Annotated in this window: 24 protein-coding genes; 14 read left to right on the top strand and 10 right to left on the bottom strand. The window is 59.7% G+C overall.

Features of this window, described 5'->3' with window-relative positions:
• The first annotated feature begins 245 nt into the window (after nt 1-245).
• Nucleotides 246-392: a DUF1127 domain-containing protein gene (locus ACQZ6F_RS26770; protein WP_077467589.1), complete on the top strand. Its 147-nt coding sequence runs from the start codon at nt 246-248 to the stop codon at nt 390-392.
• 193 nt (nt 393-585) lie between these two features.
• On the opposite strand, the gene ACQZ6F_RS26765 is transcribed toward ACQZ6F_RS26770, so the two are convergent.
• Nucleotides 586-1,134 carry a response regulator gene (locus tag ACQZ6F_RS26765; RefSeq protein WP_449094738.1) on the bottom strand — a complete coding sequence of 183 codons (549 nt, stop codon included), beginning with the start codon at nt 1,132-1,134 and terminating at the stop codon, nt 586-588.
• Nucleotides 1,135-1,425: 291 nt separating this feature from the next.
• Between ACQZ6F_RS26765 and glgX the strand changes: the two genes are divergently transcribed.
• Nucleotides 1,426-3,501, top strand: a complete 2,076-nt coding sequence (gene glgX / locus ACQZ6F_RS26760) for a glycogen debranching protein GlgX (protein ID WP_449094737.1) — start codon at nt 1,426-1,428, stop codon at nt 3,499-3,501.
• A 70-nt stretch (nt 3,502-3,571) separates the two neighbouring features.
• Here the strand turns inward: glgX and ACQZ6F_RS26755 are convergent, their stop codons facing one another.
• The 6 genes from ACQZ6F_RS26755 to ACQZ6F_RS26730 all read right to left on the bottom strand — a co-directional run bounded on the left by ACQZ6F_RS26755 (nt 3,572) and on the right by ACQZ6F_RS26730 (nt 9,030).
• Nucleotides 3,572-3,832 (bottom strand): DUF2188 domain-containing protein, encoded by a 261-nt coding sequence (locus ACQZ6F_RS26755; RefSeq protein WP_068396179.1) that lies wholly within the window; start codon nt 3,830-3,832, stop codon nt 3,572-3,574.
• Nucleotides 3,833-4,212: 380 nt separating this feature from the next.
• Entirely contained in the window at nt 4,213-4,974 is a 762-nt protein-coding gene (locus ACQZ6F_RS26750) for an SDR family NAD(P)-dependent oxidoreductase (RefSeq protein ID WP_449094736.1), read from the bottom strand.
• 13 nt (nt 4,975-4,987) lie between these two features.
• Complete coding sequence (locus ACQZ6F_RS26745) at nt 4,988-5,800, bottom strand: ABC transporter permease (RefSeq protein WP_449094735.1); 813 nt, start codon at nt 5,798-5,800, stop codon at nt 4,988-4,990.
• A complete protein-coding gene (locus ACQZ6F_RS26740; RefSeq protein ID WP_449094734.1) occupies nt 5,800-6,666 on the bottom strand; it encodes an ABC transporter permease in 867 nt (288 codons plus the stop codon). Before ACQZ6F_RS26740 ends, ACQZ6F_RS26745 begins: the two co-directional genes overlap by 1 nt.
• An 86-nt stretch (nt 6,667-6,752) precedes the next feature.
• Nucleotides 6,753-7,916 carry an ABC transporter substrate-binding protein gene (locus tag ACQZ6F_RS26735; RefSeq protein WP_068396187.1) on the bottom strand — a complete coding sequence of 388 codons (1,164 nt, stop codon included), beginning with the start codon at nt 7,914-7,916 and terminating at the stop codon, nt 6,753-6,755.
• Between the two features lie 22 nt (nt 7,917-7,938).
• The gene (locus ACQZ6F_RS26730; protein WP_449094733.1) at nt 7,939-9,030 is read right to left on the bottom strand and encodes an ABC transporter ATP-binding protein; all 1,092 of its coding nucleotides are present in this window, start codon (nt 9,028-9,030) and stop codon (nt 7,939-7,941) included.
• A 192-nt stretch (nt 9,031-9,222) separates the two neighbouring features.
• Here ACQZ6F_RS26730 and ACQZ6F_RS26725 point away from each other — a divergent pair, with 192 nt between their 5' ends.
• From ACQZ6F_RS26725 to ACQZ6F_RS26705, 5 genes are all read left to right on the top strand, one after another.
• The gene (locus tag ACQZ6F_RS26725) at nt 9,223-10,035 is read left to right on the top strand and encodes a helix-turn-helix domain-containing protein (protein WP_449094732.1); all 813 of its coding nucleotides are present in this window, start codon (nt 9,223-9,225) and stop codon (nt 10,033-10,035) included.
• A gap of 231 nt (nt 10,036-10,266) precedes the next feature.
• The gene (locus ACQZ6F_RS26720) at nt 10,267-10,911 is read left to right on the top strand and encodes a YdcF family protein (RefSeq protein WP_449094731.1); all 645 of its coding nucleotides are present in this window, start codon (nt 10,267-10,269) and stop codon (nt 10,909-10,911) included.
• 327 nt (nt 10,912-11,238) lie between these two features.
• Nucleotides 11,239-11,595 (top strand): response regulator, encoded by a 357-nt coding sequence (locus ACQZ6F_RS26715; protein WP_136687486.1) that lies wholly within the window; start codon nt 11,239-11,241, stop codon nt 11,593-11,595.
• 197 nt (nt 11,596-11,792) lie between these two features.
• Nucleotides 11,793-12,065, top strand: coding sequence for a DUF2934 domain-containing protein (locus tag ACQZ6F_RS26710; protein WP_449094730.1), 273 nt, complete (start codon nt 11,793-11,795; stop codon nt 12,063-12,065).
• Between the two features lie 126 nt (nt 12,066-12,191).
• The gene (locus ACQZ6F_RS26705; RefSeq protein WP_449094729.1) at nt 12,192-12,440 is read left to right on the top strand and encodes a hypothetical protein; all 249 of its coding nucleotides are present in this window, start codon (nt 12,192-12,194) and stop codon (nt 12,438-12,440) included.
• A gap of 122 nt (nt 12,441-12,562) precedes the next feature.
• On the opposite strand, the gene ACQZ6F_RS26700 is transcribed toward ACQZ6F_RS26705, so the two are convergent.
• Entirely contained in the window at nt 12,563-13,852 is a 1,290-nt protein-coding gene (locus ACQZ6F_RS26700; RefSeq protein ID WP_449094728.1) for an ROK family transcriptional regulator, read from the bottom strand.
• A gap of 651 nt (nt 13,853-14,503) precedes the next feature.
• Between ACQZ6F_RS26700 and ACQZ6F_RS26695 the strand changes: the two genes are divergently transcribed.
• The 7 genes from ACQZ6F_RS26695 to ACQZ6F_RS26665 all read left to right on the top strand — a co-directional run bounded on the left by ACQZ6F_RS26695 (nt 14,504) and on the right by ACQZ6F_RS26665 (nt 22,532).
• Nucleotides 14,504-15,505 (top strand): ABC transporter ATP-binding protein, encoded by a 1,002-nt coding sequence (locus ACQZ6F_RS26695; protein WP_449094806.1) that lies wholly within the window; start codon nt 14,504-14,506, stop codon nt 15,503-15,505.
• Between the two features lie 14 nt (nt 15,506-15,519).
• Entirely contained in the window at nt 15,520-16,392 is an 873-nt protein-coding gene (locus ACQZ6F_RS26690) for an ABC transporter permease (RefSeq protein ID WP_449094727.1), read from the top strand.
• Nucleotides 16,389-17,198, top strand: a complete 810-nt coding sequence (locus ACQZ6F_RS26685) for an ABC transporter permease (protein ID WP_174073398.1) — start codon at nt 16,389-16,391, stop codon at nt 17,196-17,198. The genes ACQZ6F_RS26690 and ACQZ6F_RS26685 overlap by 4 nt, the downstream gene beginning before the upstream one ends.
• Nucleotides 17,199-17,228: 30 nt before the next feature.
• On the top strand, nt 17,229-18,275 hold the full coding sequence (locus tag ACQZ6F_RS26680; RefSeq protein WP_449094726.1) for an extracellular solute-binding protein: 1,047 nt from the start codon (nt 17,229-17,231) through the stop codon (nt 18,273-18,275).
• A 107-nt stretch (nt 18,276-18,382) separates the two neighbouring features.
• Complete coding sequence (locus ACQZ6F_RS26675; protein ID WP_449094725.1) at nt 18,383-20,359, top strand: primary-amine oxidase; 1,977 nt, start codon at nt 18,383-18,385, stop codon at nt 20,357-20,359.
• 26 nt (nt 20,360-20,385) lie between these two features.
• Nucleotides 20,386-21,192, top strand: coding sequence for a copper chaperone (locus tag ACQZ6F_RS26670; RefSeq protein ID WP_449096341.1), 807 nt, complete (start codon nt 20,386-20,388; stop codon nt 21,190-21,192).
• Between the two features lie 122 nt (nt 21,193-21,314).
• Nucleotides 21,315-22,532 carry an MFS transporter gene (locus tag ACQZ6F_RS26665; RefSeq protein WP_449094723.1) on the top strand — a complete coding sequence of 406 codons (1,218 nt, stop codon included), beginning with the start codon at nt 21,315-21,317 and terminating at the stop codon, nt 22,530-22,532.
• A 20-nt stretch (nt 22,533-22,552) separates the two neighbouring features.
• Here the strand turns inward: ACQZ6F_RS26665 and ACQZ6F_RS26660 are convergent, their stop codons facing one another.
• Both ACQZ6F_RS26660 and ACQZ6F_RS26655 read right to left on the bottom strand, forming a co-directional pair.
• Nucleotides 22,553-24,298 carry a GMC family oxidoreductase gene (locus ACQZ6F_RS26660; protein ID WP_449094722.1) on the bottom strand — a complete coding sequence of 582 codons (1,746 nt, stop codon included), beginning with the start codon at nt 24,296-24,298 and terminating at the stop codon, nt 22,553-22,555.
• 59 nt (nt 24,299-24,357) lie between these two features.
• A complete protein-coding gene (locus ACQZ6F_RS26655; protein WP_449094721.1) occupies nt 24,358-25,506 on the bottom strand; it encodes a substrate-binding domain-containing protein in 1,149 nt (382 codons plus the stop codon).
• Nucleotides 25,507-25,512: the final 6 nt, after the last annotated feature.

The raw sequence follows: 25,512 nt of genomic DNA, 5'->3' as shown, positions 1-25,512 counted from the left end.
AGCCGGACTTTGGCGAGCAACCGCCTCGAACACCAGTCTCAAGGTGGATCGGTAGCGTCGGTCACCCAGAGCCTAAAAAACGATCACCTCTTTCTGATCCACGAGAACCCATGCACTCAATGCATGGGTGGAATGATGGATTGTCTCTGTTTTAAATCGATTGAAATGGCTATATCTCAATCATCGAAACGACGCCGGAACCAAGCAAGGTTGCTGACGTCATAGCCCTCAGAAAGGGGATTATCATGAACGTAGCACGCTCTTTCAACAACTGGCGCCGGTTCCGTCAGACCGTTAACGAACTTGGTCGCATGTCCAGCCGCGAGCTGGAAGACCTTGGCATCGACCGGGCTGATATTCGCACCGTCGCCCGCGCATCGCTTGCGCGTTAATTGCATAGCATTTAATCTTCCTGATTGCTCAACGCCCGCTCATGATGCGGGCGTTTTTGCGTTTCGGCTTCGGATCGAAGCCGGTTTGCACGGCAAGCCGTTGCCGAGCGGCGACCTCAATCCAAGCCCGATAATTGCGGTCGATATCGCTTTGGGTTCGAAATTCGAATAGTTTGGCTGGTCGCACCTCCCATTATGGAGAGGCATCCGCCGTTCCGCGTGCTGATACCAACCTCACGAGCGTGGCCGCCGAAACGGGTTTTGCGACGAAGGCCATCCCCCGGGCAAGGTCCGAACGAGCCATCCGGACAAACCCCGATACGATGATGATCCTCGTCTTCGGCCACAGAGACAAAACTCTCCTGGCAAGGCCGAGACCATCCATCGATCCCGTCATGTTGATATCCGTGTAGAGGGTATCGATCCGATTCTTTTTAAAGAGCACCAGGGCCTCATCGGCATTGGCCGCTTCAAGCGTATCGAAGCCCGCACCCCTGAGGATCTCGATAGCGTCAAGGCGCAGGATTGGTTCGTCCTCGACGATCAGCACTCGATGTCGGCGGTTCGTTTCTTTCGCATCGGCCTGGTTGCGCGCCAAGATTTCGGCGCCGTCATGGGATGCCCGCGTCTGCTCCATCAGGTCGCGTTCCGCGACAGCCTGCAGCCAATGCTCATGGTCCTTGCCCTGAGGTCGCCCCGCGTGCTGCCACAGGTCATAGGCGCGCGCGTTGATCCAAGCCATTCTTTCATCCGTCATCATATTCCTCCGTTATCGCCTCTAACGTCGACGGACGGGCGCGGTTCCGGGCCAATATGAAAGTATCGAAAAAGTGACCGGACGGTGCGAGTTCGCAGCTCGTCGGCCTCCCATAGGCGGATCTGACCGGCTACGTGCAGACAGACGCGCTGGCCCTGTCGTGCTCCTCATCGGCCGCAACTGAGAGGCAGGCGCGCAGTCGGCAGAAGTCTCCCGATCTGAGGGAACAAAGCTCGCCATATCGTGTTTCTGGTGCGCATCAACGATGAGGATTCCATGACAGACGAGGCAAAGCGGCATTCGATCGAGCCAGGTGATTTCACGCAACTCGGGGCCAATTATGATGGACATGGCGTCAATTTCGGGCTCTTCAGTGCCTTTGCCGAGAGAGTCGAACTCTGCCTCTTTGATGAGACCGGTAGCCGGGAAATCGAGCGGATCGAGTTACCCGAATATACCAACGAGATCTGGCACGGTTATATCCCAGGATTAAAACCTGGTGCCTTGTACGGCTATCGTGTCCACGGGCCGTTCGACCCGGAGAAAGGGCACCGCTTCAATCCGAACAAGCTGCTCATCGATCCCTACGCTTGCGAGCTGGTCGGCGATATCGCGTGGTCGCAGGCGCAGTTCGGCTACAGGCTGGATGACGAACAGAAGGATCTTTCCTTCGATGAGACCGATAGCGCTGCCGAGATGCCGAAGTGCCGTGTCATCGATCTTGGTGGGGGAGAGCAGTCGCCGACCCAAAAGCCATCCGTGCCGTGGTCGCAGACGATCTTCTATGAAGCCCACGTCAAAGGAATGACGATGCTTCATCCGACAATTCCTGAAGAATTGCGTGGGACGTTCGACGGACTCGGCCAGAGAGCGATCGTCGATTACGTCAAAAGCCTTGGTATCACCTCGATCGAGCTGTTGCCGATCCACTTCTTTCCCGATGACAGCCATTTGCTGGACAAGGGCCTGCGCAATTATTGGGGCTACAATTCGCTTGCCTTTTTCGCACCGGCCTCGCGCTATTACGGGCCGAGAGGTCTTGCAGGCTTCCGTGAGATGGTGCGCGCCTTCCACGACGCCGGCATCGAGGTGATCCTCGACGTCGTCTATAATCATACGGCGGAGGGCAACGAGCTCGGTCCGACCTTGTCGTTCAAGGGCATCGACAATTTCTCATACTATCGAACCATGCCGGAAGAGCCTCGCTACTACATCAACGATACCGGCACGGGTAACACCATCAACACGTCGCATCCGCGCGTGTTGCAACTGGTGACGGATTCGCTTCGCTACTGGGCTGAGGAAATGCATGTCGACGGCTTCCGCTTCGATCTCGGCACCATTCTCGGCCGCGAGCCGAACGGCTTTGATCAGCGCAGCGGCTTTTTCGATGCAGTGGGCCAGGATCCGGTGCTTTCCAAGGTCAAGCTCATCGGTGAACCCTGGGACATCGGCCCCGGTGGCTATCAAGTCGGCGGCTTTCCGCCGGGCTGGGCGGAATGGAATGACAAGTATCGCGATACGGTGCGCGACTATTGGAAAGGCACGCCTGGCACGACGGGAGATTTCGCGGCACGGGTTCTGGGCTCGGGAGATGTCTATGACCTGCGCGGGCGCAGGCCATGGGCGAGCGTCAACTTCATCACAGCCCATGACGGGTTTACGCTGAACGACCTCGTCTCCTACAACGATAAGCACAATGAGGCGAACGGTGAAGGCGGCGAGGACGGCCACAACGACAACCGCAGTTTCAACTACGGGGCCGAGGGTCCGACCGAGGATGAGGGCATCATCCGGACGCGGGACCGGCAGCGGAGGAACCTGCTGGCGACCCTGTTCCTGTCGCATGGGACGCCGATGCTGCTTGCCGGCGATGAATTTGGCCGCAGCCAGATGGGCAACAATAACGGCTATTGCCAGGATACGGAACTAAGCTGGCTTAATTGGCAGCATCCTTATGAGAGCACGGAGGCCTTGCAGGCATTCACCAGGCGCCTGATCGCACTGCGCCAGGACCATTCCATTTTCAGACGGGAGAGCTGGCGCGATGGCCTGAGCGTCGTCTGGCTCAATCCCGATGGCGGCGAGCAGACGGAAGAACGCTGGAAAGAGGATGAGAGCACGACCATAGCCCTGCGTTTGTCGCGCGAGCAGCCCTTCGAGGAGGGATGGGATGACGTATTGCTTCTGTTCAATCCGCGGGAAGAAGAGACCATCTTCAATCTCCCGGAGGACAGACGCTGGATCGTGGAACTCACGACATCAGATTCGGCAGCCACGACAGACGGAGCGACTAGCGAACAAGGCTTGCGGGTCGAGGGCCGGAGCCTCACGGTTTTGCGTGTCGGCTAGACCCTCTGTAGGATCGAGTAGTTAATCGTTCTCATGTTCCCGTTCATCTCCGCGGCGCAGCGCTGTCAGACTATCTGTGATGCCGGTCCTTTTCGTCGTCGATCACTTCGGTATCGGGACGATCTCCTCCGCCGACATGTTCCGTCTGCCAATGCCCATCGGGAAGCTGGTACGATATCTCGGCATCGCGCCCTTCGACATGCTGCCGCTGCGCGGCAGACTTTGCTGCAGCGAGTGCACTGTCGTGGTTCGGAAATGTCTCCGACCAAACATCGCCAAGCCGATATGCGTATCCGCCGTCATGCTTGCCCACATGATAGGTAACCGTCATCCCATTTCCTCCAACAATTAATAGGAAGGTAGGGCGTGGCGGCTCCATTCCAATATGCCTGCGAGCATCAGCGCGATGATGAACCATATAGGGCGGACTTGCGCGTCTTTCGCAGAGGCAGCCGCCGATCAGCAAAGTCAGCTTCTGGCCGGGGCAATGGCATTCAATAGGTCGTGCTGCCTTAAGATCGGCTTGCACAGCGACAAGGTTCCGATCGAGCCGAAAATCGCTCGTGATGGCTTTGATTGTCGTGAGATGGGCTGCGGTATGGGTAGTCCTACCTATGCGTCTGTCAGATTGGATGGTTTGTGCTATCGCAGCCGTTCACCCGCCATGGAAAGCGCCTTGGCTTTATTTCAGCGGATCGGTTGCGGCATCGCCTAGACGACCGTTTCGCCGCCATCGACGACTAGAATCTGGCCCGTCATGTAGGAGGATCGGTCCGAGACGAGGAAGAGGATCGGCTCGGCAATTTCCGAGACGTCGGCCCATCGTCCGAGCGGCACTTTCTCGGCGATATAGCTTTCGATGGCGCCACGGCCGCCCATCTGCGCGATGAACGGGGCGTTGAACGGCGTGTCGACCCAGCCGGGGCAGAGCGCGTTGACGCGAACACCGAACCGGGCGTAATCGCCTGCCATCTGCCTGGTCATGGCGATGACAGCATGTTTGCTCGTCGTATAGGCGATCATTTCGCGGTCATAGAGCACGCCTGAGGAAGACGAGGTGTTGAGAATGACCCCTTTGCCCGCCTTCTTCATGACCGGCATGACGAAGCGAGATGCCATGAAATGGGCACGGACATTCAGGCTCCAGGACATGTCGAAGCCCGCGACTGCAACATCTTCGAGACTACCCGCCACCTGCGATCCCGCGTGATTGTGCAGGATATCGATGCGTCCGTGACGGGCGGCAATCGCGGCAATTCCCGCTTCGAGCGCGGTGTCGTCGGTCACGTCGACCGCGAGGGCTTCGCTACTTGCGCCGGCAGCCGCAATCTGGCTCACCGTTTCCTCGGCATTGGCCAGATCAATGTCGGCGACAACCACATGAGCGCCTTCGCGCGCCATGATGAGCGCGCCGGCGCGACCGATGCCGGAGCCGGCTCCGGTGACGATTGCGACCCGGTCCTTGAGTATCATGATGTTTCCCCGGTCAGTTTGTCGTTGTCTTTTCGCGCATCAGGAAGCGCGCGATGAAAATGAGGATGAGTGAGGCGATCAGCACCATCGTCGCGATCGCATTGATTTCCGGTGTCACGCCACGGCGAATGGAGGCGAACACATAGATCGGCAGCGTCGTGTTCGATCCGGCGACGAAGAAGGCGATGATGAAATCGTCGAAGGAAAAGGTGAAGGCGAGCAGGAAGCCGGCGAGGATAGACGGCATGATCTGTGGCAGGACGATCTGCCGGAACGTGGTCAGCGGCGTGGCATAGAGATCGCTGGATGCCTCGACGATGTCGCGTCCGAGGCCGGCAATGCGCGCCTTCACGATCATCGTCACCAACGCCATGGTGAAGAGGCCGTGTGCCGCGATGATGGAGCCGTAGCCGAGTGCGAATTTGGGTGGTTGATCGCCGGGCCACACGGCCGCGATCAGCGGATTGACGACACCGAAAACCTCGACCAGCGCCACCAGTGTCGCAATGCCGATGACGACGCCCGGCACGACGATCGCGGCGGCAAAGAGCCCGTCGAAAATGGCTCGGGTGCGGGCGCCGAGCCGTTCCATGCCGATTGCCGCCATCGTGCCGAAGATCGCCGCCAGCGCCGCGCTGGTGAAGGCGATGATCAGGCTGTTGCGCAGGGCTTCCATCAGGAAGGTGTTGGAGAGCGCCCGCCCATACCATTGCGTCGAGAAGCCGGTGAACTCGCTCGCATTGCGGCCCGCATTGAAGGAAAACAGCACGACGAGCGCGATCGGCGTATAGAGAAACAGATAGACGAAAGTAACGAGCGCGCGCATCAGACGAGATCCACCTGGCGGGTGCCGGCAACGCGCCACGCGATGCGCATGGCGACAAGCAAGACGATGACGACGACGGCAACGAGGGTGACGGCGATCGCCGATCCGAACGGCCAGTTGCGCGATTGCAGGAAGAGATCGACCAGCGCATTGCCGATGAAGAACACCTTGCCGCCGCCGAGAAGCTGCGGAATGAGGTATTCGCCGAGCAGCAGGATGGTGACCAGGGCAACACCGGTCATGACGCCGGGCAGGGATAGCGGCAGCGTAATGCCGGAGAAGGTGGATATGGGTTTGGCGCCGAGATCGGCGGATGCCTCCAGCAGCCGACGGTCGAGCTTTTCGAGGCTGACATAGATCGGCATGATCATCAGCGGCAGGTAGCCATAGACAATGCCGAGCAGCACGGCGCCAGGTGTGTTGATGAGCCTGACATTCTCTATCCCGAAGAATTCGAGCAGATGGGGAATGCCGCGTGCGCCGAGCAGATACATCCAGGCGTAAGTGCGAACGAGCAAGCTGGTCCAGAAGGGAACGACGACGAGGGAAACCAACAGCAACCGGCGCTGCGGGCTTGCCTTGACGGCGAGATAATAGGCAACCGGATACGCAACCAGCAAACAGGCAGCAGCACCGATCGGCGCCAGGATCAGCGTATTGACGAAGGCCGTTGCCCGCGCGCCGAGATTGGCGAATTGTTCAAAGGTAAATGCCGCCTGATATCCGCCTTCCGGGGCACGCTCGCCGAAGGCAAAGACGATGATGGCGATGAAGGGCAGCACCAGGAAAACGAACAACCAGATACTTGCCGGGCCGACAAGGGCAGCAGTGACGAGGCGCCGTTTTGTGGCAGAGGTGAGGGGCATCGAGAGGTTCTTTATCCGCCGGTTCGGAAGGCGAGGCCGGTCCCTTGCCACCAAGGCGGGCAGGGACCGGAGTTGGGCGAAGGCGATCAGGCTGACTTGAAACGAGCCATCAGTTCGGCGCGGTTCGGATCGGTCAACGTTGCCGCCGCGCCGAATTCCAGCGGTGTCAGCGCGGCCTCGTCAGGATAAACGATCTTGTTCGAGGTGATCTCCTTCGGCAGCAGCGCGATGACACGGCTGTCGGTCGTCGGCGCACCGTTGGCGATGTGCTCCTTTACGGCATTCTTCGGGTCCATCAGGTAGTTGAGCAGAGCGTAGCCCGCCGCCTTGTTCGGGGCATCCTTCGGGATCGCGTAATAGTCGGTCCAGATCTCGCCGCCATCCTTGCCGAGCACATAGGCAAGCTCCGGCATGTCACGGTTGAGCTGCGCGCCGTCATTGGTCCAACACATGGTCAGCCACGCGTCGGTCGAACGCATCGACGGCTGATAGTCGGAGTTGATCGCGAAGAGATGCGGCTTGACCTTGATGAGCAGCTCTTCGGCCTTGGCGAGTTCTTCCGGCTTGATCGAATTGAAGTCGTAGCCGAGGGAAACGAGCGCGCTGCCGATAGTGGTCAACTGATAGTCATGCACCATGGCGCGGCCATCGGCTTCGGTCTGGGCAATCTCGAAGAAATCCTTCCAGCTTGAAAGCTTCGTTTTGAGCTTGTTGGTGTTCACGGAGAAGCCGGTTGTGCCCCAGTTCTTCGGCACGGCATAGGTCTTGCCGTCGATCTGCCCTTCCTTGGTAAAGCGCGGGCTTTCGGTCGCCTGGCTGAAGTTGGGGATCTTCGAAAGATCGAGTTCGTCGATGAGGCCAAGCTTGTGATGGGTCGAAATCGTGTAATTCGTCGGCACGAAGAGCGACCAGCCGGACGCGCCTGCCTGCAATTTCGCGAGCATTTCCTCGTTCGAGCCGAAGACGTTGACCTCGACGGCGACGCCGGTTGCCGCCTTGAAGTTCTCGAAAGTGGCGGGGTCGTGATAGTTCGGCCAGGTCGCGATCGACATCTGCGTGCCGAGCTCACCGGCGGCATAGGCCGGTGTCGAAAGCGCACCCGGGAAGCGCGAGAGCACCGCCGCCGCAAGGCCGAGGCCAGTGATGTTCAGGAAGTGGCGGCGGCTGACGGAGCCGCGTTTCAGGCGCATGAATTCATCCATGAAGCCTTCGGCGGAGATGGGGAGATTGTCCTTGTAATCCTTGCTCATGATGCTGTTCCCTTGTTTTGGCTTATGCATTCGATGCTGGAAAGACATGTATGGCTTTGGGGTCGAAGCCGAGGAAAACCTCCTCGCCCGGCGCCACGAGATCGCTGTCGCTCATGCTGCGGCGATCGGCCGTGATCAGGAAATCGCCCAGCCCCGGAACGGTGACGGCATATTCCGCCGACGAGCCGAGGAAGATGCGATGCGTAACCGTCCCCTTGAAGGATGTGCCCGTCGTCGCCCGGGTGCGGGCTAGGTGAATTGCTTCCGGCCGAAGGGCCGCAATTGCTGCGCCGGGAGAGAGGGGTTTGCCGGCCGCAATCGCGGAGCCATCCGCGAGGCGAAGCGTCGTGCCGTCCGCTTCCATCGTCGCGGCAATCCGGTTGGTCTTGCCGACGAAATCAGCAACGAAGAGATCGGCCGGCCGATCATAGACTTCCTGCGGCGTCCCAAGCTGGCGGATGCGGCCGGCGCTCATGACGCAGACGATATCGGCCATCGAGAGCGCCTCTTCCTGGTCATGTGTGACGAGCACGAAGGTGATGCCGAGCTCGCGCTGCAGCGTCTGCAGCTCGATCTGCATGGCCGAGCGCAGTTTCTTGTCGAGCGCGGCCAGCGGCTCATCGAGCAGAAGAACGGAGGGGCGATTGACGATGGCGCGTGCCAGCGCCACGCGCTGCTGCTGCCCGCCTGACATCTCGTGAATCCGCCGTTTGGCAAAGCCGCCGAGCCGGACCATCTCCAGCGCCTCGGCAACGCGGCGGTCGATCTCCGCGGACCTTATCTTCGGGCGCATCTGCTTCAGCCCGTAGGCGACGTTCTGCTCGACGTTGAAATGCGGAAACAGCGCGTAATGCTGGAACACCATGTTGACGGGACGGCGGAACGCCGGAACGCCGTTCATCTCGCGCCCATCGATCAGCACCGTGCCTTCGCTCGGCTGCTCGAAGCCGCCGATCATGCGCAGGCATGTCGTCTTGCCGCAGCCTGATGGACCGAGCAGCGCCAGGAAGGCGCCCTTGGGCACATTGAGGTTGATGTCCGTCACGGCGGTCACGGCGCCATAGGCCTTGGTGACCGAACGGAATTCGATATCGTTCGTCGAAGCGGATGCCACGTCTGTTCCCTGCGGTTGGTCTGGAATTGGCAGTCTTTACTGCTCTAATGCCACCGTCGTTAAGGAAAGAGTAAGCCTGAGCTTCCTGCAAGGTATATACCCCGAAAGAGGTATTTCCGTGCAAAATGCTTCGTGGGAGGTGTATATGGAAACTGCGCTGTATTGCGCAGGGCGGCAGAGGGGATCCGTCAGATGAGCACCGACCTGGAGGGCCTTTTTGCTGCCTTCAGCGCCACGATCGGCAGACCGGCGATGGCGGATGCCGAGTTCGGAGAGACCTTTCGTCAAATGATGGCGGCGCTGGTGCGCTTCGACTATGTCGTCGTCTTCGCCTATCGCGGCAAGGAGCGGCCGATCGATCTTTACAGCACCTTCGACCCTGAAGAGCATATCGTCTTTGTGACGCTCTATCAGGCCGGCCCCTATCTGCTCGACCCCTTCTATCATACGGCGCGCGAGCGCCGTGAAGGCGTTCTCCGGATGCGGGAACTGGCGCCGGACCGCTTCTTTTCCAGCGAATATTACCGCACCTACTATGTCCAGACCGGTCTTGCCGAGGAGATCGGCTTCTTTGTGAATGCCGGTGAAGATGTCACGATCGTGCTGTCGCTGATGCGGCGCGAGACGACCGGTGTGTTTCCGCCGGCCGAATTCATGACGCTTAGGAAAGTCGAGCCACTCGTGACTGATATGGTGAGGCATTACTGGTCCGGCCTTGCGCCGCGCTTCGATGCGCAATTGGCGGCCGGCGGCAGGAGCAGGCGCAAGCAGGGCCAAACCGGAAACACCCCGCCTGCGGATGCCGTCTGGCGTGACCTCAACCTGACGAGCCGCGAGACTGCCATCGTCGAGCTGGTATTGCAGGGGCATTCATCGGAATCGATCGGGCTCAAGCTCAATATCTCGACGGGTACGGTGAAGGTTCACCGGCGCAACGTCTACCGCAAGCTCGGCATCTCCTCGCAGACACAGCTGCTATCGCTGTATCTGAAGAACCTCTCATAGGGTAAAAGCACCCACTATTGCGGCAATGCCTCGACACGGTCGAGCGTTGCCACAGCATGCGGACCATCAACTGCCTGAATGGCGAGATCGGTGCCGGCAGCCGCCGCAGCCCCGGTCGGAATAATCCCGGGCTATCGTAAGCTTGGCGTTTACGATAGCGAGATATAGGTGTTGAATTCAGAGAGATAATCCGACTTGCCAAGTCGGATTTGCAGAAGGATTGCCGCAAGAGTGCGTCTTATATTTCGCTACCTCAAGTTCGCGGTCTTGACGGTAGCCATCGTGTGGATTGCGGCGGCTGCCATCATCTGTGTGCGCGGCATTACCATGCGCTATGACAAGGCCGATATTGCCGTGGTCTTCGGCAACGCGCTTTACGGCGATGGGACCCCGAAGCCGATCTTGGCGTCTCGACTGGATGTCGCCGTGAATTGCTATCAGACGGGATATTGCGCAAAACTTTTTGTCAGTGGAAGCATCGACGGCCCGGGCCTCGATGAAGCAGCCGCGATGCAGACCTATCTATTGGCACGCGGCATTCCGGCCGATCGCATCATCGTCGACAACAAGGGCGACAACACGCTGGCAACGGCTCGCAATGCGATCGACTATATGCGGGAGCATCAGATCTCCCGCGTCATGCTGGTAAGCCAGTACTATCATCTCCCGAGGGCGCAACTCGCATTCGAGCGGGTGGGTGCCTCCGAGGTATATGGGACGTTTCCACACGCGTTTCAGATTCGCGATCTCTATTCGAGCTGGAGAGAAGTGCCCGCATTTGCAATTTACAGCATCAGGCTGGCGTTGAACCCGGATTCAAAACCCATTTCCTTCAGGCCGATGCAATTCATTTTGAGCGTCTTCGCCGCGCAATAGCCGCCACCGATTACATCGCTGTATTCGCAATGAAGTTCCGCTGCCTTCTCGGTATCCGCTTCCTTGTGCCGGCATATCAGAGTCTAATCCTCAGCGAGGCCTGTTTTGAAAAAGCTCGTCATAGGAGTATCCGTCGAGCCTATTTGTCTGGTCTCAAGAATCGACTCCACATACAAGCGATGAGGGTCAATGCTGCGTTCGATTTCACGCAATAGTGAATCGACGCCACATTTCACGTTTCGAAATAATGGTGGCTTCTTTATATCTAGATGGAACCAAATGATGTTTTCGGGGTTGGTAGCGACCCAGGGGGATTGCATGACACAGGTGAACCCGAAGGTACTCGTCGTCGAAGACGAACCTTTGCTACTGATGACGGCGATCGATATCGTCGAGGGTGCCGGTTTTGAAGCCGTTTCCGCTCGCAATGCCGACGAAGCCATCCGCCTCCTCGAGAGTGTTCCGGACATACGGATATTGTTTACCGACATCCACATGCCGGGCTCTATGGATGGCCTGAAACTGGCGGCCGCGGTGCGCGAGCGATGGCCGCCGATCGAGATCATCGTCGCCTCCGGCATGACACAGCCCGAGGCGACGCAGATGCCGGAGCGCAGCGTTTTCTTTTCAAAGCCGTACGATCCCCGCAATGTCTCGGATGCGCTCCTCAAGTTCAGCGCATGATTGCATCGGTTGCCGGCTGAGCGGCTAGTCGCCCGATCTCATCCGCTTGGCCCATTACTAGCCCAATGCATTCCCGACATAGCCGCTACGCCGGACAGGCGAAGATCGCGGACCTTTTCCTAAGCCATGCACCTCCCGCGGGGAACAAAAGCTCGCTGCCAGAGTTCGAGATAGCAGTGGCATTGATGGAGAAAGACATGAATGAGGACGATATCAGGAAGGCTGCCTATGCCCGCTGGCAAGCGGAAGGTGAGCCGGAAGGTCAGCACGAACGCCATTGGCACGAAGCCGAGGAAGAGTTGACCTCGGACAGCGATGAGCACACCTCGGCACCCTCCAGGGATCATGCAGACGATTCAATATCCTCGCCTTCCGCAGATGCTGGCGAGACGAGTTCCGAAGCCATTCCTGCGCGAGGGAATGGGCAAAGAGGCTTCAAGCCCGGCGAGCTTGCCTCAGAGAACAAATAGCTTCGGTGCAAATACCACGAGGCAGCATCTGCTTCTTGCGGTCATGCGCCGGAAGAGCCGGCGCAATCAGGCTCCCATCAAGCGGACGGCTGATCACCTGAAAACATACAATTGAAGGAGCATACCATGACAAAGCATCAGCCGGTGTCGGCGACAGCACATGTTTCGAGTGCTTCAAAGACACCAAAAAGCAATAGAATTCGCTCCAACAAAGGCGACAAAACTGCCTATGAACGCGGTGCAGATGCGGGCAGAAAGACGGACTCGCAACAGGCCAACCCCTATCCGGACGGCAGCGATGCCGCCAAGACTTTCGAACATGGGCAGCTGGATGCTCAAAAGGTCAGGAGCAACGACAAGCCGCCAGGGAGGTAAGCCCGTCTTCATCGGATTGCCCGGCTACGGAGATAATCTTCATGGCCGTACGTGACTCGCGACCTCTGACACAAGATTATTCAAACGCTGTTTGATAATTAATGCCTTGAAAGCGGCTTTCCTTACTCCAGGGCAGAATCGATTCCCAGGGCGGCGAGCGCCGGATTGGCGGCCATGGGCGTCTTGCTGATGGTCGCGCGCCAGGAGGCGCCTGACGTGCCGGGCTGCATGACGATGGCGATCGGCAGGGCGGCGGCGCCGAGCGCCGGCAGTTCGGCGGCATGCTCCGCCCGCATCAGGCGCGGATGGCTGTTGGAGTGCCGGTGCGTCATCGTGGGTAGCAGCGGCGCTGCGGCAGCGATGATTCCGTCCAGCAATTCCAAGGGCAGGCCGCCGCCGATGACGACGGTATCGGGGTCGAGCATGGCTTCGACGTTGCGGATGGCGATCTTCAAATATTGGCCGGCCTCCTGTTGCCAGGCGAGCAATCGAGCGTCGCCGGCGCGAAAACAGGCGGCCAGCTCTTCGGCGGGCACCTCGTCCGGCGTGCGCGTCGGGCCGCAGATGGTTTCAGCCGCCGAATAGAACGAGACATATTGCTCCAGGCAACCGCGGCTGCCGCAAGGGCAAAGCCGGCCGCCGGGCTTGACGATCATATGGCCGATTTCCCCGGCGCCCCCGAAAGCGCCACGATAATGATGGCCGTCCATGACAAGGCCGCCACCGACGCCCAGATTGAAATGCAGGTAGAAGAAGCTGCGGGCGACGCGGCCAATGCCGTAGAGGCGTTCGCCGATGGCCGCCACGGTCGCGTCGTTTTCGACGAAGGTTCGCACGCCGGTCAGTTCTTCAAGCTTTGCCGCCAGCGGAAATTTGGTCCATTCGTCGGCTTCCTGAACCTTGTCATACCAGAACGTGCCGTTCTCAACTGTCCCCGGAACGCTGCAGCCGATGCCCCAGATCTTCTGCCGCTGTATCCCCGACGTCTCGACAAGCCGGTTCACCAGAGTGCCGAGTGTCTGGGCGATCAAGGCGGGCTCGCGCTCGATCAGATCCTGCGCCTCGCTGGCGACGACCGTGCCGGTGAGGTCGACGAGGACGCCGGAAACCCGGCGATAGGCGAGAGACAGTCCAATCGTATAGCCGCCCGCCGGATCGAGTGACAGCTCGACGGCGGGTTGCCCGCGCTGTCCCAAGCGCTTGCCCTGCTGGCGAATCAAGCCGGCAACTTCCAGTTCCGACGCAATGTTGGAGATCGCCTGAACGGTAAGGCCAATGGTCTTTGCCAGTTCCGTGCGCGTGATTGGTCCGCCACGACGCACGGCATCGAAGACCGCGCGGCGATTGAGCGTGCGGGTCTGCGCCAGATTGGTGCCCGGCATTGCGCCGTCGCGATCTGCTGAAGTGGCCATGCCTGTTCTCTCATCAAAGCTCCGGTTGCAAGATATTCAAAAACCGTTTAATTAAAAAGTGTTGCGTTATTAGTCATGTGACACCTCGTTGCGGGCAAACGTGCCGGCACAGCCTTGGTCGGCATGCAAGGGCTTTCGGTTGACCGGAATGGCGGCGCCGGGAGTTCCTGTCCGGCAAGCTCCGGTCATGTCGGCTGCAAACACGAAGAGCATGCATCAGCTGAATATTCGAAGAGACGGAGCTCTCCAAAGGCTCAACTTCTTTCGAGTATTTAGTAACCAGATAGTTATGTAGTGACTGAGCTTGACCTTTGCCTCGCTCCCGAGGCCGGCTCTTGTCGCTGTTGAAAAATTGCTGAGATGGGCACTCCCCACGTTCTTGAATAGAGCGTTGCTGGAGGGGAAGTTTTTATTATCTCATTTCATAAATACAAATAAAATCAACGTATTATTGAGATTATTGAGCCGTTTCATGCCCTTAGGGTGGATGATGAGAAATCATGCGCCACCGGTTCACAATTTCCTGGCGCCGATGCTGGCGATTTTTAAGTTTGGCTAGGTCAGCGCCGCTTGACAGGAGAATTTTGCCGCTGTTAGCTATTCACCAAATGGTTATTTATAAAAAACCTGAGGGGCTAAAACGTGCAGGCTATGATCGGTATAGAGGGTGTCTCGAAGTCCTTCTCCACGAAGGGCGCCGGTCTCGTCACCGCCTTGAACACGGTTAATCTCACAATCCAGGACAATGAGTTCTTCACCCTGCTCGGCCCCTCGGGTTGCGGAAAGACGACGCTGCTGCGTCTGATCGGCGGGTTTGAGGCGCCGACGACGGGCAAGATCCGCATCGGCGATATCGACGCAGCCTCGCTGCCGCCGCAGAAGCGGCCCGTCAACACGGTGTTCCAGAGCTATGCGCTCTTCCCGCATATGACGATTGCCGAGAACGTCGCCTTCGGTCTGCAAATGCTCAAAGTGCCGAAGGCCGATATCGATCAGCGGGTGCGCGCCGCGTTGAGCATGGTGCGGCTCGACAATTATGCCTCTCGCAGCCCTCGTCAGCTCTCCGGCGGTCAGCAACAACGCGTCGCGCTCGCAAGGGCGCTTGCTCCGCGCCCGAAGGTGCTGCTGCTCGACGAGCCGCTGTCGGCGCTGGATCTGAAACTCCGCAAGGAAATGCAATCGGAGTTGAAGCGCCTGCAGCGCGAGACCGGCATCACCTTCATTCTGGTCACGCATGATCAGGAAGAGGCGCTGGCAATGTCGGATCGCATCGCCGTCATGTCGGCAGGCAACATCCTCCAGGTGGGCGAGCCCAGGGAGATCTACGATAATCCGCAAAGCCATTTCGTGGCGGATTTCATTGGCGAGTCCAATGTTATTCCCGGCACTGTTCTCGGACGCGACCCCGCCATCATGGTTGCGGTGCGCCCGGAGCGGGTTGCCGTTTCTCCCGCCATGAATTCGGGGCAGGGGCGGGCCAGAGGCACGATCGCGTCAGTCACCTTCCTTGGTCTCGATACACTCTATGAGGTCACGCTCGACGGCGGCAGCAAGGTGCGCAGCCGCTGCCGCGATGCCGAACTTTCCCTGACCGCCGGACAATCCGTCGTCGTCGATTGGCCGAGTGGCGTCGAACGCCACCTGTCGAATTGAGTGGAGGCGGTCTCGTGAACGAAAATCGCACTCTGGCTCTTATCGCCCCGGCCTTCCTGGTCATCGGCATCTTCATGGTGCTGCCGCTTTGTATCGCCGTCGTCTATTCCTTCATGACCGCCAATCCCTATGGCGGCGTGACCATGCCGCTGACCTTCGATGCCTATGTGCAGTTCCTGTTCCGGCGCGATTTCGACGACAGCCTGATGTTCTCGTGGAGCTATGTGATCATCATCCTGCGCTCCATCTATCTGGCGGCGGCAACGACGATCATTTGTCTCGCGCTTGGCCTGCCTGTCGCCTGGTATATCGTTTGCCAGGCGCCGGAGCGCCGTCGAATCCTGCTGTTCTTTGTCACCCTGCCGTTCTGGATCAACACGCTGATCCGCACCTATTGCTGGGTGCTGATCCTGCGCGACGAAGGGCTGGCGAACGGTCTTTTGAAGTCGTTGGGTGTGATCAACGGTCCGCTGCCGCTACTCTACAATGATGGCTCGATCCTGTTGGGCCTGGTCTATACGTTCCTGCCCTTCATGATCCTGCCTGTCTATTCGACGCTGGAGCGTATCGATCCCCGGCTGATCGAAGTGGCCTATGATCTCTATGCCAATCGCTATGCCGTCTTCCGCCGCGTGATCTGGCCTCTGGCCAAGCCCGGCGCGCTGGTTGGCGCAAGCCTCGTCTTCGCTCCTGCCCTCGGCTCTTTCCTGGCACCGGACCTTTTGGGTGGCGGCAAGAAGCTGTTGATCGGCAGTCTCGTGCAGATGCAGTTCACCACATCGCGCAATTGGCCCTTCGGGGCGGCACTGTCGATCGTCGTGACGGTAGGCGTATTGCTGATCTTCCTTGCCCGTGCCCGCAAGGTGCCTGAGGAGGGCCGCTCATGAAGACCGTGAGACCCTTCGATTGGCGTCACACACCCGGCCTTTCGGCCTTCACGGCTGTGATCATGCTGTTCTTCTACGCGCCGCTGGCGATCCTGGTGATCTACTCCTTCAATGCCAACCAGCTGGTGACGGTGTGGAGCGGCTTCAGTTTCCATTGGTTCGTCGATGTCGCCGCCAACACCGATATCCGCCGCGCTGCCTTCAACAGCATTATCATTGCTATCGCCGCGACAGTCGCTTCGACCCTGATCGCGACGGCCGGAGCTCTCGCGCTAGAGCGCGGCAAGCTGCGGTTTGGCCGGGCGACGGTGACGGCGATGATCGCGCTGCCGCTGATCGTGCCTGAGATCATCGTGGCGATCATGACGCTGATCTTCTTCTCGATGGTCGGCATGCATAATGGTCTCGTCAATCTCATCATCGCCCATACCGTCTTCTGCATCCCGTTTGCGCTGCTGCCGGTGCAGGCCCGCTTGCGCGACATGGGCGGCGCGCTGGAAGAGGCGGCGCGCGATCTCTACGCCAGCGAGTGGCAGCTGTTCCGGCGCGTGACACTGCCGCTCTTGATGCCGGCAATTTCGGCCGGCGCCTTGATGGCCTTCGTCGTCTCGCTCGACGATTTCCTGATCAGCCTGATGGTGTCCGGAGCCGGGTCCACGACGCTGCCCGTTTATGTCTACGGCATGATGCGGCTCGGCGTGACGCCGGAGGTCAATGCCATCTCCACCATTCTGCTTGCGGTCTCGCTGGTCTTCGTCACGGCGTCGCTTTTGCTCGGACGACGAAGCCAGAAGGCGGAACAATAATCTCTAGGCAAAAATAACAGAGAGGGAACCATGACCAAAATGAAGAAACTGCTCCTGAGTACCAGCCTGCTTGCAGGCGTTGCCTGCGCCATGCCGCATGCGGCTTTTGCCGATGCCGGCGTCCTGCATATCTATAATTGGACCGACTATACCTCCGACGAGATGGTCAAGAAATTCGAGGCGGAAACCGGCATCAAGGTGACGATCGACACCTATGATTCCAACGAAACCGCTCTTGCCAAGATTAGCTCCGGCGCATCCGGCTATGACGTGATGATCATCAGCAACGACTTCGTGCCGATCTTCGCCAGCCAGGGCCTGCTGCAGGATGTCGGCGTCGCCTCGATGCCGAACTTCAAGAACCTGGAGCCGAAATGGCAGAAGCGTCCGTGGGACGTCGATGCCAAATACTCGGTTCCGTGGGTATGGGGAACGACGTCATACTCGGTGGATACCGCCATCTACAAGGGCCCGACCGATAGCTTAAAGGCGCTGTTCGAGCCATCCGCCGACCTCAAGGGCAAGATCGGCATGTTCGGCTCGCCAAGCGAGGTTATGTCGCTGGCATTGCTTTATCTCGGCAAGGACCAATGCAACGTCAACCCGGCCGACCTGAAGCAACTCGACGCCTTGCTCCAGGCACAAAAATCCTTCGTGAAGGTCTATAATTCCGACGGAACGACGGAGCGCCAGGTGTCCGGCGAAACCGTGATGCACGAGCAATGGTCGGGCAAGGCGCTAGCTGCGCGTCAGCAGAAGTCGACCATCAAATACGTCATTCCAAAGGAAGGCGTGATTGGTTGGATGGACAATGTTGCCGTTCCAAAGGGCGCTCCCGATCTGGAGAACGCCAAGAAGTTTCTGAACTTCCTGATGGATCCCGAGAACATCGCCCTGCAGCAGAAGTCGACCGGCTATCAGAGCGCGGTCGCCGGATCGAACAAGTATCTGCCGCCGGAAGTCGGCAATTCGCCGGAGTTCAACCCGCCGGTCGATCTGAAGATCGTCTTCGCTCCCTCCTGCCCAGAGAAGGCGACGCGCGCCTATGACCGGATCTGGACGGACCTGCGCCAATAATACCGACCATCAGACAGGCCGCGCGTGGCGGCCTGTCGACGACGACGAACCGCGTGGGATGGCCGTTCAGCCGGCCTCCACCGCAATAGAATAGGGAACAGAGTGCCATGAATCAGACCGTTCACCCCGCTACGGCGCAAGCCGGCGTTGCTGCACCGCCGCCGCCAACCTACCTGAGAGCTCTTTCGCCGCTGACCGCGGATGAAATCCGCATCGTTGCCGATGTGGTCAAGGCTGATCCAGAGCTGGGGCCGGCTGCGCTCTTCGAGAATATCGATCTCCGCGAGCCGACGCCGGCGGAATATCGCGCCCATCTGGACGGCAAGACCTTGCCTCGCGAGGCACGCGTCAACGTCAACCATATCGACAAGCCGGGCGTCTGGCAGTTGATCATCTCGCTGGCCGACAAGTCGATCGTCGGCCGCAAGCATTTCCCGACGGCGCGCGCCGGCTTCATGGTCGAACAGATGCTGAGCGTCGAGGTCAACGTCAAGAACGATCCGCGCTTCATCGAAGCCTGCCGCAAGCGTGGCATCGAGGATATGACCGGCGTCATCGTCGACTCCTGGTCCGGCGGCAATTTCGGCCACAAGGATGAAGAGGGCCGACTGATCTCCCATACTTTCTCGTGGCTGCGCGTTCACGAGTTTGGAAATTATTACGCCCATCCGATCGAAGGTCTGAATGCCGTCATCGACGTCAAGACCGGCGAGGTTCTGCGCGTCGACGATCACCCCGATCATCCGCCGATCCCGATGGTGCGCTATGACTACGATCCCGAATTTCTGCCCGCTCCGTCGGCGCCGCTCAAGACGCTCGATGTCGTGCAGCCTGAGGGTGTCAGTTTCACCATCGACGGCCATGCGATTTCCTGGGACAAGTGGACGCTGGCGATCGGTTTCACCCCTCGCGAGGGCCTGGTACTTCACGATATCCGCTATGACGGACGTTCGGTCGTTCGCCGGGCCGCAATCGCTGAGCTCGTGGTGCCCTATGGTTCGCCCCTTTTCGGCCATGCCCGGCAGAATATTTTCGACGTTGGCGAATACGGCTTTGGCAAGCTCACCAATTCGCTCAAGCTCGGCTGCGATTGCCTGGGCACCATCCACTATCTCGATGCGCATGTGAACGGCATCAAGGGCGAAGCCGTTACCATCGAAAAGGCGGTTTGCATCCATGAAGAGGATACCGGCATCCTCTGGAAGCATTGGGATTTCCGTACCGGCCGGACCGTGCTGAAGCGCGGCCGCAAGCTGGTGATCTCCTCGATCTGCACGGTCGGCAATTACGAATATGCGCAATACTGGTATCTGGATCTCGCGGGCGAGATCGAATTCGAAATGAAGGCGACCGGCATCGTCAACACCAATGCCTGCCATCCCGGCCAGCCGGACAAATACTCGGTCGAAATCCAGCCGGGTCTCGGCGCGCCGATCCATCAACATGTGTTCTGCGCCCGTCTCGACATGGCTGTGGACGGTTCGGGCAATAGCGTTGTCGAGACCAACTCATACATGGAGCCGACGAGCGCCACGAACCCCTTCGGCAATGCCTTCTATGCCGAGGATACCGTGCTGAAGACGGAGCTTGCGGCGGCCCGCAGGGCCGATCTTTCCACGCATCGCAGCTGGAAGGTCGTCAATCCAAACAAGCTCAATCACGTCGGCAAGCCCGTAGGCTACAAACTGCATGCACCCAACTGCGTCACCCCGATGATCCAGGATGATGGCGCTTCCGGCACGCGGTCAAACTTCATCCGCAATCATATCTGGGTCACGCCGTATAATGAGAACGAGCGCTATCCAGCCGGTGAGTTCGTCGCCAACTCCGATGGCTCGGACGGGCTTGCGGAGATCGTCAAGCAAGATCGTCCGGTCGAGAACACCGACATCGTGCTCTGGCACTCCTTCGGCCTGCATCATGTCGTCCGTCCGGAGGACTTTCCGGTGCAGCCCTGCATATCCTGCGGCTTCTCGCTGGCGCCTGCCGGCTTCTTCGAGATGAATCCGTCGAACAACCTGCCGGATACGGTCAACAAAGCGAGCGTCCTTGCGGGCGACGGCTCGAAGGGATGCTGCTGCTGATCTCCTCAAATTAGGCAGCAGCTCACATGGCGGCTTCGCTGGCCGGGGCCGCCATGTGCTCTCCATCAACACTCCAGTCGGTACTTGCGATGAGTTCGACCATCATGCTTCGCGACACACAGATGCAGGCGATCCTTCTGGGGATCGCCTTTGTCAGTGCGCTTTGCTGGTGGCTTCTCGTTTCGACCATGCCGATGGCAGGCATCATGGTGTGCGGCGTCGAGGGGATCGGGTCGAACATACCGACCTGGAATTCAGGCCGGGCATTCAGCCTGCTGGCAATGTGGATTGTCATGACACCGGCTATGATGCTGCCGGGCGCGGCTCCTGCTATCATGCAGGCGTCCTGGGATCATCGCGGCCGCCTCGATGTCTATACTGCAGCCATGTCGGTCGCGAGCGGCTATCTCCTCATGATCCTGCTCGGAAGCGTTGTCGCCGCATTGGCACAATGGGCTCTGGAATCCCACGGCGTCCTGATCGGCGGCGCGACCATGGGTAATCCGAAATGGAGCGGCCTTCTTTTCATTGCTGCAGGCCTTTATCAGGTCCTGCCGTTCAGGCGGTCGCCGAAGCCGTTTTGCGTAACGGGGACTTGCGGCGGGGGTACAGGAGTGAAAGCGGGGCTGCGACACGGCAGAGCATGTTTTGGCAGCTGCGCCGGCATGATCTGCCTGCAGTTTGCCGGTGGCGTGATGAATGTCGGCTGGATGGCGCTATTGACCGCGTGGATGCTGGCGGATGCGATCTTGCCCTGGAAAAGGCATGTCGCCGTTCTGGCAGGAGTAGCCTTGCTTGTGAACGGCGCTCTGTGCCTCGCAATGACGTCCTGAGCCAGATCACATTTGAGCGATCTGCCCATTTTCCATCTTCTGATTAGTCATGGGCCGGCCTAAAAACCACTTCGCATTTCCTTGAGATCATGCTCAAGTTGCAGCCGAATCCGGAGATCTCCATGCAAGAGGATGAAACATTGGCGACCGATAGGGTCGAGCAGGAGCCCTCGCGCGCCTTTGTGACCGTCGTGGCGGTTGCGACGGGTGCGCTCGTCGCCAATCTCTATTATGCTCAGCCGCTGGTTGCCTCCATCGGCGCCGAGCTTGGTATCAGCGATCGCCTGGCAGGTTCGATCACCAGCATCACCCAGATCGGCTATGGCGCCGGTCTGTTTCTGCTGGTCTCGCTAGCCGATATCGTCGAGAACAGGCGGCTGGTGCTGGTGACGCTTTCGCTCACCATCATTGCGCTGATCGCGGCTGCTGTCTCGACGGTTGCAGTTCCGTTCTTCATCGCTTCATTCGTCGTTGGGGTCTGTTCCACCGGCGCGCAGGTGCTGATCCCCTTCATCTCCCATATGGTGCCGCCCGAGCGGCGTGGCCGCACCGTCGGCAACATCATGGGCGGATTGTTGACCGGCATCATGCTGGCGCGTCCGGCTTCGCTGTTCATCGCCGCGAGCTTCGGCTGGCGCGCCGTTTTCTGGTGCTCGGCAGTGCTGATGGTGCTGATCCTCGTGGCGCTGGTGCGCATGATGCCGAAGCATGCAGTCAAGGGCAGTCTGCACTACGGCCAGATCCTCACTTCGATGGCGGGGCTTTGGCTGGCCATGCCGGCTCTGCGCTGGCGCGCAGCCTTCCAATTTCTGATGTTTGCCGCCTTCAACATGTTCTGGACGGCCGCACCGCTGATGCTTGCGGAGCAACTCGGCCTCAGCCAGCGCGCGATCGGATTTTTCGCGCTTGCCGGTGCGGGCGGCGCTCTTGCCGCACCTCTGGCCGGACGCCTTGCCGATCATGGTCACTCCACCATGGTCACCCTCGCTTCGATGCTGCTGGTCGGCGTCGGGTTCCTGGCCACCGGCTGGGCGGCGGCAATCCCGACCGTGGTTGGCCTGGCGATCCTTGCATTCCTCATCGATGCCGGCGTGCAGGGCAATCAGGTGGTCAGCCAGCGGATCATCTTCTCCGCAGCCGGGCAGGAAAATCGCGGTCGCATCAATGCGCTTTACATGACCGTAACCTTCATCGGCGGTGCACTCGGTTCGCTGCTTGGCACCGTCACCTATCATTGGGGTGGATGGACCGCCTCGGCCTTGGCGGGCGGCGCGCTGGGTCTTCTGCTTCTCATCCTTTTCGGCCTGCAACAGGCGACCGCATCCCGCCAACCGGCGTGATGCGGGATTGAATGCCGTGCCTATGCCGATGGCGAGGCGGCGCGCGCCGGTGATGAAGCGCTCTGCCGTGCGGCCTTGATGTCGTCGGCGATCTTCTCCGCCATCATGATCACGGGCGTGTTCGTGTTGGCGCGCGGGATGGTCGGCATCAGCGAGGCGTCGCAGATGCGCAAACCGGCGATGCCGTAGACCTCGCCGCTGCCACTCGTCACGGCAAGCGGGTCGCTCTCCGCGCCCATCTTGCAGGTTCCCGAAGCATGCCAGACGCCGCCGACGGCACCGCTGACGAATGCGGTCAACGCCTTGTCGTCGGCAAGCAGGTTCTCGATCTTCACGCCGAGCGTTACCACGGAATTGATGAGCCAGGGGCGCAGGGCATAGGAATGATCGAGCATCGCGCCGAACAGGCCGCGCTGGATCTGGTTGAGCATGCCCGGACCGCCAAGCTTCGCGACCCGCGGCGAATAGCTGGTTGGAAATACCGGGCCGCGATGACCGTCCATATGCTTGTCGAGCAATGTCTGGGCACCGAGACGGAAGGCGGATTTCAACCGTTCGAGATCGCGTTCGTCCGACAGCATGCGGAAATCGACCAGCGGCTCCTCGCGCGCATCGATGCTTTGCAGCTGCACATGCCCGCGCGAATAGGCCTTGTTGACCCAGATGAACAGCGTACCCACCCGCTGGCCGACGCTGTGCCAGCCGGAGCGGGCGATCATTGCCGCGTGCATGTCGCCTTCCGGCGTTCCCGGCAGGCCCGACGAAAAGCGCAGGATGGCGTGATCGTGATGTTCGTCGAGATCCCGCAGCCGCGATTGCGGCGGCAGATATGTGGAAACGGCGGTCGACGGATGTTCCATCAGATTGCGGCCTATGCCGGCCTTGTCAAGGGCAACCGCGATGCCGAGCTTGTTCAACTGCTCGCCGGGGCCAATGCCGCTGCGCATCAGCAATGCCGGTGTATGAATGGCGCCGCAGCTGACGATGGTCTCGTGGCCGAGCAGCGTTTCAGTCCTTGAGCGGTCCCGTGCATCGGAAATGACTGCGCCGGTAACGCGGCCTGCTTCGAGCACGAGCTTGTCGGCGAACCGATCCGTCAGGATGCGCAGATTGGGCCGCGCCCTGACTTCAGGAGACAGATAGGCGACGGAGGTCGGCACGCGTTCGCCCTTGTCGCTGACGGCGATCGCGCCGACATAGATGCCGTCCTTCCATTCACCATTCTGGTCTGGCCGGCGCTGATGGCCGCGCGCAACCATGGTGTCGATGACGCTCTTGACGAAGGGCGACATGTTGGCCTGCTTGATGCGGCGGATCGGGATCGGGCCATCCTGTCCGTGATAGTCGTCGTTGAAATCGAAATCATGTTCCAGCTTGCGGAAATAGGGCAGGGCCGTTTCCCAGGACCATCCCTTCGCACCCTCGGCGCCCCATTCGTCATAATCGCCCGGTGCGCCGCGATTGGCGACCATGGCGTTGACGGCCGAGCCGCCGCCGAGCACGCGGCCCTGTTCATAGCGGCGCGGGCTTCGGCCTGAAGTTTCGCCCTTCGGCGCACCGATATAGGCCTTGAGATCAGCCCAGATATTGCCTTCGTCGATATAGGCGCGGCCAGGATAGCGGCTGCGGATATTGTCGGGAAGGCTGCCGGCCGCAATGTTGCGACCGGCTTCGACGAGAACGACCTCAACGCCGGGATTTTCGGAAAGACGGGCGGCCAGAACGCAGCCTGCGCTGCCACCACCAAGAATAAGATAGTCGATCATGGAATACGTCCTGTTATTATCGGCAGAGTGGTCGTTGTGTGGTCATTGCGCGAAACGGATCAGCGTTTGCCGCCGAAACGCTCGGGGTAGCCCGGCAGGTCTTCGCAGCCGCAGAGCGCGTAGTGCAGCGGCGGCATTTTCAGGTTCACATAGTGGTCGAGATTTTCGTTGGTGATGACGGGTTGCGGCAGCACCCATTTCGGGCCTGGAACCTGCTTGCCATCAAGGATCTTTACGGCCGCCTGCAGTGCGGTGCGCCACTGATAGGCCGGGTATGTCGGGGCAACGCCCTTGAAGCCGGTATTCTTCCACTTCTGCAGATAGTCTTCCTGATCCTCGCCGGTGATGATCGGGTAGGGCTGGCCGGCATCTTCGAAGGCTTCGGCGACGGCAACGGACATGGCGCCGAGGTCGACCCATACAGCATCGAGTTGACCGAGTCGGCTCAGATAGTCTGATACGACCGCCTTGGTCTTGGCATTGTCACCACCGGTAAATTCGCTGCCGACAGGTGTGATGCCGGCCTCCTTGAAGATGCGCATGGCGGCATCGGAGCGGGTTTCGAACAGGTCGATGCCGGGTGCCGTGCGCAGCATCAGCACCTTACCGCCCTTCGGCAGGTTCTCGGCAATATAGCGGGCACCGGCGATGCCCCAGGCATTGCCGCCGATGCTGCTGATCGAGGTGACCGGGCAGCTCGTATTGACACTGCGGTCGAAGACGATGACCGGCATCGTCTTGCAGGCTTCCTCGACAACGGGCGTCAGTGCGTTCGACGTCGTCGGTGAGACGATCAGCGCATCGCACTGGCCGCCATTGATGAAGGCGCGGATGTCGGAGATTTGCTTGTCGTCGCTATCCTTGGCATCGGCATATTGCAGCGAGGCGACGGAGCTCTTTTCGGCGTCGGCTTCCGCCTGCATGACCTTCCAGCCGACGACGCGCCACGGGTTGCTGACGCTGGCGTTGGAGAAGCACAGCTTGTGCGGGCCGGCCTTCTTGTATTTCGAGGTATCGACCAGGCCGCCGCCGACATATTGCTCCCACGGCTTGTCTACGGGGCCGGTCGGCGTCACCTTCAACAGCGCCTGTTCGGCGGTGAAGGCGTCATCCGCCATGGCCGGTGGAGCGAAAAGCGCCACTGACGCCGAAAGCAGGCAGAGGCTGACGGCTATGGATAGAGGCTTCGTTGCGTTGAATGCTGTCATGTTACC

This window comes from Rhizobium sp. A22-96 (assembly GCF_053521805.1).
The sequence above is the reverse complement of the archived record's forward strand: the minus strand, read 5'-3'. Positions and strand labels throughout refer to the sequence as shown.